Origin of the sequence: Ereboglobus sp. PH5-10, assembly GCF_029504735.1 — a bacterium.
Classification (GTDB): domain Bacteria; phylum Verrucomicrobiota; class Verrucomicrobiia; order Opitutales; family Opitutaceae; genus Ereboglobus.
In genome coordinates, this window is the sequence record NZ_JAQFIP010000025.1 from 20021 (window position 1) to 27526 (window position 7506).

Below are 7506 nucleotides of genomic sequence, written 5' to 3' on the forward strand. Positions count from 1 at the left end.
AACCCCAACAAGCCTCCAATGCCCGACGAACCACCATTTAAAGAAGAGATTGTTGAAGGCATAGCAAAAGTGCTCGGACACTCTGAAAGGGGACTTACTGGAACTGAAATCGGGCGGATACTGTCGCAATGCGGCATTAATGATGTTTCCCCTATGATGACAAAGTGGAGACGCATATTTAACGCCCTCGCTGTTCAACAAAACCTTACCAAAAGAGGAAACCACGTTATAGCTTTCATAAATAAAACAATTGCTCCAGTTTCATACACCACAAACCCAGAAACATTTCATTGGTATCGTGGACAATTGATTCCGATACTTGCTTTTTCATCTCTTACTATAAATGAACAAGGAAAGGTTTCAAGAGCGCTCCAAGCTAAATCACTTGATGATGCACTTGCTCGTGCAAACAAACTAAAGCGGGAACTGGAAAGACGAACCGTTCATCCTGAAATATTGAAATACTGTGAGGAGGAGATATTAAGAGACAGTTATTTTCACGCAGTTTTTGAATCAATGAAAGGCATTGCCGAGCGTATGCGCAATATTTCTGGCTTCGGATACGACGGTGCCGAGCTAGTGCGAGAAATGTTTGCTTTAGGTTCAAATAACACCCCGCGCTTTGCAATTAATCCACTGACAAATGTGTCCTACCAAGGTGAACAAAAAGGATTTGTTAATCTACTAACAGGCATGTTTGGGATGTTCAGGAATCCAATTGCACATGCGCCAAAAATCCTCTGGAATATGACAGAGAGCGATGCTCTTGATATGCTTACTGCAATGTCATTGGTTCATAGAAAATTAGACGTTGTTTATAGATATACCCCAGAAGGCTGTTGTTACTGACGATTGGCTTCAATTTTTTCTATTATAGCCCCATGAGTTGGGTTGATCGCAGGTAAATATTTGTCTGCAACCTCGTGGAGTTCGCACAGATTGGTTTCCGCAATCGCATCGACGACACCGGCAAGATTATGACCGATCACCGTGACTTCGTAGCGCATGAAGACGAGGTGTAGACGCTCGCATTTATCAGTATCGTCATCGGACTTGCAGGCTGGTTCGTAGCTGACTCCTTGAAAACAAGCCCACGGAAGAACCCAGCATTGTTTGTCCAATTTCATGACTCGCAGAAACACTGATGGAGATGCCATTGGCGTTGAGGCCGGGGTGGTGATTGAGGGCGTGTCAGAGACACCGTTTGCAACGGAATTACCGTTTGGTTTATTAGCTGCGTTGTTGTCGGTTACATGCGCCATACGGCGACGTTCGATTTCTTCTCGAAGGCTCATGGTCGTATTCCCCTGTTTGTTGTATGGTTTTGTTGTTGTTGCGGAGGCGGCACCCACTGTCTGACTGACTCATGCAGGTGTTGCCGCGCTTGCAGTGATAATCGGTGTTGATGCTCCTCCATGAGTCTTTCGCGCATACGCTCGACCGCCGCCTCGTCCGGCTTGATCGAAAGCGCCAGCTCGCGGTCGGATTCGCGCTCGATGTTAAGGCGCAACGCTTCCTTGTCGCCGGTGAACACAATGACTTTTTTGCGTGCCCGCGAGATGCCGACATACCATTGGTGCCGATTTATCGGCGTTTGCTCGGCGTCGTGCGAAACGAGCACGGTATCGACGGTTTTGCCTTGTGAGGCATACGAAGTCACCGCGTATCCCGGCACGAACATTCGCTGCGTCGGTGCGAGTGTTTTTATCGTTCCCTCGTCGTCTCGAACACGGATGCTTTTGTCTTTTAACACACGACATATCGTCACCAGTTCGCCGTTCCTAACCGCCTTTCCTTCGATTGAGTCTCCATTAAATTTCATCAGCAGCCGATCCCCACGCGCCAACTCTTGTTGCAACGTCTTCACGACCACAAATCTGTCGGCATATCGGTAACTTACTGTCGTGGTTCTTCCGTCTTTTCCCAAGGACACGCCGCGCTCGTCGGCACCGGTGACCTCGTAACAATCACCACGCTTGAATCGCCCGTAATCGCGCACGAAGAAAACTCGCGCATCCGGCGTGTAATACCGTGCGTCGCACTTTTGCGCCTCGCTCAAATCAGTCGATTGCCAGGACGTGACCGGCACGCCTTCACCCAGCTTCCCGGTTTCCCGCAAGCGGGAACGAATCGCGTCGTTGGCCGCGCGCACTTCATCCCAAGTTTGGGCAACGGCGAGCACCTTTTCCTTGCGGGCAAGCGCATCGCAATACTCGCGCGCCAGTTCCGCCATGCGATCTTCGACGTCGAGTTCGCGCACGCAGCCGAGCGCGTCCAGTTTGTCGAACGAATCCACCAGACGACCTTCCGCCGCCGCTTTCACCGCCGCGCGGTATTTTCGGACAAACGCCTTTTCTTCCCTCGACTGCACGGTTCGCGGGTCTTGGCGGCGAATCGCGCCCAGACGCACCGTTTGCAAACTCGTATGCTCCTCAATCGCACGCAACGCATCGGATGCCGCGACCGCGCCTTGCTGACGAGTGTCACCCGACAAAATCAACCGCCCGCCGCAAGCCTGCACTCGCTCAATCAACCCGCGCATATCGCGTCCGCCGACTTGCCCCGCCTCATCGACAATCACGATCACGCCGCGCGGCAAACGGGCGTTCGCCCCGATCGCGAGCAACCGCGCGAGTGTGTCCGCAGAGGCCATCCCGTCGCGCCGCAAATCTGCCGCTTGCTGATGTTGCGGCGCTATCACGATAACCGAATGCCGCGCCGCTTCCAATCCCCGCACGACTTCTCGCAGCGCAAAACTCTTTCCCGTGCCCGCGCCGCCCTGAAAGACTGTGACGAAATCTCGGCTGCGCAAAATGCGCGAAACCGCCGCGCGTTGCTCCGCCGAAAGTGACGGCGCGGGTTGATGCGCCGCATTGAACGCGGCGTGATTTCGCACCCCGTTTTGAGCGGCAAGCACAATGGACAATTCGCAAGAAAGCGCATCCCGCGAGGTCAGCTTGCGCGACTGCGCATCGCGGATGTATCCGCGTTCCGCCACGGTTTTTTCCAAGTCCGCCAGCGCAAAATTTTCACCGCGCCCGCGCTCCAAAACCGACGACATCAACTCGTAGTCACCGACGACCGAGCGCCGTTCAAACAGGTGCGCATCCGCCCATTCAACTAATTGGGGCAGCCCGCATTTTTCCACGAGCGTTTCCGGCGGCGGCGGAGGCAGCTTCGACGGTTCGATTTTTGCCAGCGCGCTGTGTTCGGACGGGGGCATTTCCGAGGCCCAGCGAGGACGCAGTCTCTCGGCGCTCGCGCTTTTTGTTTTCCGACGGCGTTTGTCCTGGGCGACCTGCGCGCGCAGCGCCTTTTCGTTGCCGCGCAGACCTTCCTCGGCGATGCGCTTTTTCGTCTCCTCGTCGATTTGTTGGTGCCGCTTGGAAAAGCGGGCAACCACGCTTTGCGGCACACGCTGAATTTCAAACCCGGTCGGCGTGTTGACGATTTCATAGCCGAGTTGTCGGAGGCCTTTCGCCAGTTCGTGATAGTAGAGATTTTCCGCAAACTTTTGCGCGCGATACATGCCAGTCGCGTGAAGCGCCTTCCACTTGTCCTCGGCAAAATCGTAGGTCGCGTTGAACACCACGCAGTGCGTATGCAAATGGGGGTCGAGCTCGCGGCTCGTGTCATGGCGGAACAGCGCGGCGGCGATCCCGCCGGTCACGCGCTCGCCGTTCGCGCCGGATTTCCGCACGCGCGTCTCGGCGAACTTTTCGAGTTCGTCCATCATCACGCGGGCAGCGCGGTCGTGGATTTCGATAATGCGGGCATCCTGATACAACGCGACCACCGAAACCGACTTCGGCGGGCTGATCGTGAAGTCATAAAATACGCGCCGGTTCGACACCGTGTGCGCGCCATCGACGCGCGTCGTGTTATGCCGCATGGTCAGCCGCTGCCCGGTGTCGGGATGCAAACCGCCGCACATCGCGAGAAACTTTTCCTCGGTGACAACGCCGTCCAGACCGAGCATCGACGCGGCGACACCGCGCCACTCGCCGCGCACCATATGACCGTCCATGTAGTAATCGCCGACAGCCAGATGCTCGCGGAAATACCCCTCCGCGTTGGCGAGATTCAACTGCGGTTTCGCGGTCAGCACGACGCCACCTCCTCCGCGACCGGCGCGAAAATAATCGGAACACGCCTCGCGCACTCGAAACGCACATGCGTTTTTTGTGAGCGGCACGCCTCTCCCCTTGCGCAAGGGCGCAATGTCTTTTTTAGGGCTTTCATTCCCGCACCATACCGGCGCATTGCGAATTAAAATAGGGGCTGGAAGGGTATCGCATTTGCCCTGATTTTGCCGTGCGCGGACGGATGTGGGAAATAAGTCGCAGCACTTTTATCCAACCGGCACGAAAGCGCGCCGCGCTCCTGCGTCCCTTGTTTCGCGACGCGCCATCGTGCAAACGCGGAGTAATTATTGCGCGAGCCAAACGCCCAAGCGGAACAGGGCGGCGGGAGGCCCGCGTTGGCTTTCCGAGAGTTCGTTGCGTTGTGCATCTGTTTCGCGCCGCCTCCCGCCGCCCTGTTCCGCAATGGCGTTTTTGGCGGCGCTGATGAACGGCGCACCTGTCTCGAAAAATAGGGGCAACCATGCCGCTTACAAGCCAATGCAAAGGAAAATAGCTCTGCCCTGATTTTCCATTATCGCACACCGTCAAGGTCGTATGCTCCTTCGTCGCATCTCCACCACGACCGCTCGGCGCACGCGCGCCAAGCGGTCTTTGACTTGGTGTGCCGCTGGGCGGGGAAATCGGGCAACAGAGGATGCCCCGGCACGACGCCGGAGACTTTCGTTGCGCGACTTCGCTTCATAAAATGACCAGCGACACCGCTCAAAAAACTAACGCTTCCGCTAAGAAATCCGAACACGAGGAAGCCCTCGAATATCTAAAGGAACAGATCAAACCTGGAGACACCGTTTACACGATACTTCGGCACGTCAGCAAATCGGGGATGAGCCGCCTTATCGACCTCTACCTTGTGAAAGGAAACCAACCCTTCCGAATCACATGGAGCACGGCCAAAGCACTCCGATACCCGTATGATCGTAGATACGACGCCGTTCGCATCGGCGGGTGTGGAACCGATGTCGGATTTTCGTCGGTTTACAATCTCGGTCACGCACTCTTCAGCGATGGCTACCAACTCAAGCACCAATGGCTTTGATGCGGCAAAAGCACGCTCCAAACATGAAGCGCGACGGCACCGCCACCGTCGCGTTTTTATTTGGGCATCCTTACGGAGCGGAACTTCTCACCTTGTGTAATGCGCCCCATTTATCGCGAGCGTATTTTACGAAAAATCTGTATCAATTTTGTCCATCATCCTCTGATGTGGGGGTGATATGAAACCGCCACAAATGAAGCACATTCCCTTGATAGTTTTCGGGAATACGCACGCCTAATTTACTCGCATCCACTTTAGGCGTGAAAGAGGTAATTTGCCCATTATCTGACGTAGCATTTTTATACCGATTTGAAACCATTCCACTGAGATAGCCAATGGTATCAAAACCTTGATTTTCTGACGGTGTCTCTGGCGCGATTGCTATTTCGCAAAAGTCCAATTTGCCATCGCTGATTTTTGCAGTCTTAGTGAATTTATTCCATTCGCCATAGTGCATTAGGAACCAAGCTATTTGTTTTTCCTCGGCATCCAAAATTTCTTCCAAGCCTGCATGGAGCGATATGCGTTCAATCGTAAAATTAGTTTCTCCGGAATGACCGATATCGCGAGCTTTCGAAGTATCGGCATACAAACGCAATGAAAGTGGCGAAACCGTGCCTATCAGCGAGTCTCCTATTGCACTCATTTCATTATTTTTCATCGCAACCGGGAATGTCAGCCGAAAGTCCTTGCTTTCGGGGCACTTGAGCACAGATGAATCAATTAAAGTCCAAGTATTCCAACGAGACCAATAAATCGCGAACTTTAAAGGAATGCCCATTATGGCAGCATAACGAGTCAACGATTCCAAGTATGCTTGCTTAATTCGAAACGGCTGAGGCGGATTCTTCTCATAATGATTTTTTACCTCCACTAAGAATTCCGTCCCTTCAGATGTGACTATCCGGAAGTCAGGTCTATTAATGCCCTCGCATTCGCTAAAAAACATACCCGCGTCTTCTTCCAGAATTAACTTACACTTGCCCAAGGCGGCAGCGACATATGCAAACATAGACTGAACCCGCTGCCCGTGAATACGAATAGGGTTCGCCTTCTGCTCACTCAATACCCCTTCGATTTTGCTCAAAAAATTCCCACAGGCAGGCCCATCAACAAGTGACGTATCATGCGAATAGGCGCTATCGCCTAAGATACGCAAGAGTTCGCTGGGAATATGGTCGCTACGTTTCAATGAATGAAGCATTACTTCGTAAAGTCATTGTTCAAGAAAACTTGATTGTTGAAGTTGCATCACAGTTTAAACTCCTAGCAGATTTCACGCAAGCAACCCTCTTGATTCAACGCCTACAAGTCCTATCTGAATGAAACTCAAACGAACGCACATCGCCGTGCCCCGCGCGCCATTATGCCACGGCTGTTCAAGGTAGTGCTCGTTCCTCGCCTCCACCTTGACAGCCGTGTTTTTCTGCGCCTATCGGGGCACAGCCGAAAAAACACAAGGAAGTTTCATTGCGCCGCTCGCTGGCGGCTGGCCGGTGTTCCGTCCGGCAATGGTGTGCGAAGGTTTAACATCGTCGCGCCACAGTGCGTTGCCCGCTTTGCCCGTGACCTGAGAAAACGCGCAGAAACGCTGGACTGCCCGAATAAGGCCGACGCCCGCACCGATTCCACAAAGAAGCAAACGCCATCGGACATCACATCGCAGGCAACTGCCAAAACCGCCATCGTGCCCAATCGCAATTTGCGATGAAATCGCATTGCCTCCCTCAATTCCGCAAAAAGAACCGAGTGTGACGTGCAACTGTCCCGAATCTTGATTTAAGACGTGCAAAATCGTAAAAATCAGGCAGTTTAGAAAGAGAATATGTATTCAATAACTGAATACATACAAGGTGAAAGCTATGCTGGAATGGGCACTAGGTTGCCACAAGGTTGTCAAAAACGCTTCTTTTTGCTTCCCTTGATTGCTCTTTTCTGCTACTGTATTCTTGTCGTAAAACATTAATAATCAACAAGTCCGCTAATCTCAACGACTTAATCGAAAGCACGGAATAGGGTTCGAATCCCCCTCTCTCCGCCAGTTTATGCTGGCGAAAGATCAAAAACTTAAATTGTGGAATCTGTGATTGGATAAAGTTCGGGTTACGCAGTCGCATTTTGAGGTGTGGCGAACCGTCCCGGTGAGCCGAAACGATTCGCATGTCGTGGCGTTTTCAGTGAGCGCGTCCTGTCCGATCAAACAACACGGGGTGGAAGCCCGTGCTACCACTTACCAGAGTCTGCGGTAGCCGAGGTTTAGGGACCAGGGGCGTTCGTAGAACTGAGCCTTCGCATATTCGTAGTCGATGTAAACCTGGCTGATCG

5 protein-coding genes are annotated in these 7506 nt (G+C 53.0%); 2 read left to right on the forward strand and 3 right to left on the reverse strand.

Going from position 1 to position 7506, the window contains the following annotated elements; all coding sequences use genetic code 11:
- The first annotated feature begins 18 nt into the window (after positions 1-18).
- Entirely contained in the window at positions 19-849 is an 831-nt protein-coding gene (locus M2447_RS13055; RefSeq protein ID WP_277558965.1) for a TIGR02391 family protein, read from the forward strand.
- On the opposite strand, the gene M2447_RS13060 is transcribed toward M2447_RS13055, so the two are convergent.
- A complete protein-coding gene (locus tag M2447_RS13060) occupies positions 843-1295 on the reverse strand; it encodes a hypothetical protein (RefSeq protein ID WP_277558966.1) in 453 nt (150 codons plus the stop codon). The genes M2447_RS13055 and M2447_RS13060 overlap by 7 nt on opposite strands.
- Positions 1292-4195: a MobF family relaxase gene (gene mobF, locus M2447_RS13065; protein WP_277558967.1), complete on the reverse strand. Its 2904-nt coding sequence runs from the start codon at positions 4193-4195 to the stop codon at positions 1292-1294. Before mobF ends, M2447_RS13060 begins: the two co-directional genes overlap by 4 nt.
- 635 nt (positions 4196-4830) lie before the next feature.
- Between mobF and M2447_RS13070 the strand changes: the two genes are divergently transcribed.
- Entirely contained in the window at positions 4831-5181 is a 351-nt protein-coding gene (locus M2447_RS13070) for a hypothetical protein (protein WP_108825469.1), read from the forward strand.
- Between the two features lie 142 nt (positions 5182-5323).
- Here M2447_RS13070 and M2447_RS13075 read toward each other — a convergent pair whose 3' ends face one another.
- Positions 5324-6373: a hypothetical protein gene (locus M2447_RS13075; protein WP_152032813.1), complete on the reverse strand. Its 1050-nt coding sequence runs from the start codon at positions 6371-6373 to the stop codon at positions 5324-5326.
- Positions 6374-7506: the final 1133 nt, after the last annotated feature.

Coding starts and splice junctions, on each gene's coding strand:
- M2447_RS13060 (WP_277558966.1), bottom strand. CDS start 1,295: ATGAGCCTTCGAGAAGAAATCGAACGTCGCCGTATGGCGCATGTAACC.
- M2447_RS13070 (WP_108825469.1), top strand. CDS start 4,831: ATGACCAGCGACACCGCTCAAAAAACTAACGCTTCCGCTAAGAAATCC.
- M2447_RS13055 (WP_277558965.1), top strand. CDS start 19: ATGCCCGACGAACCACCATTTAAAGAAGAGATTGTTGAAGGCATAGCA.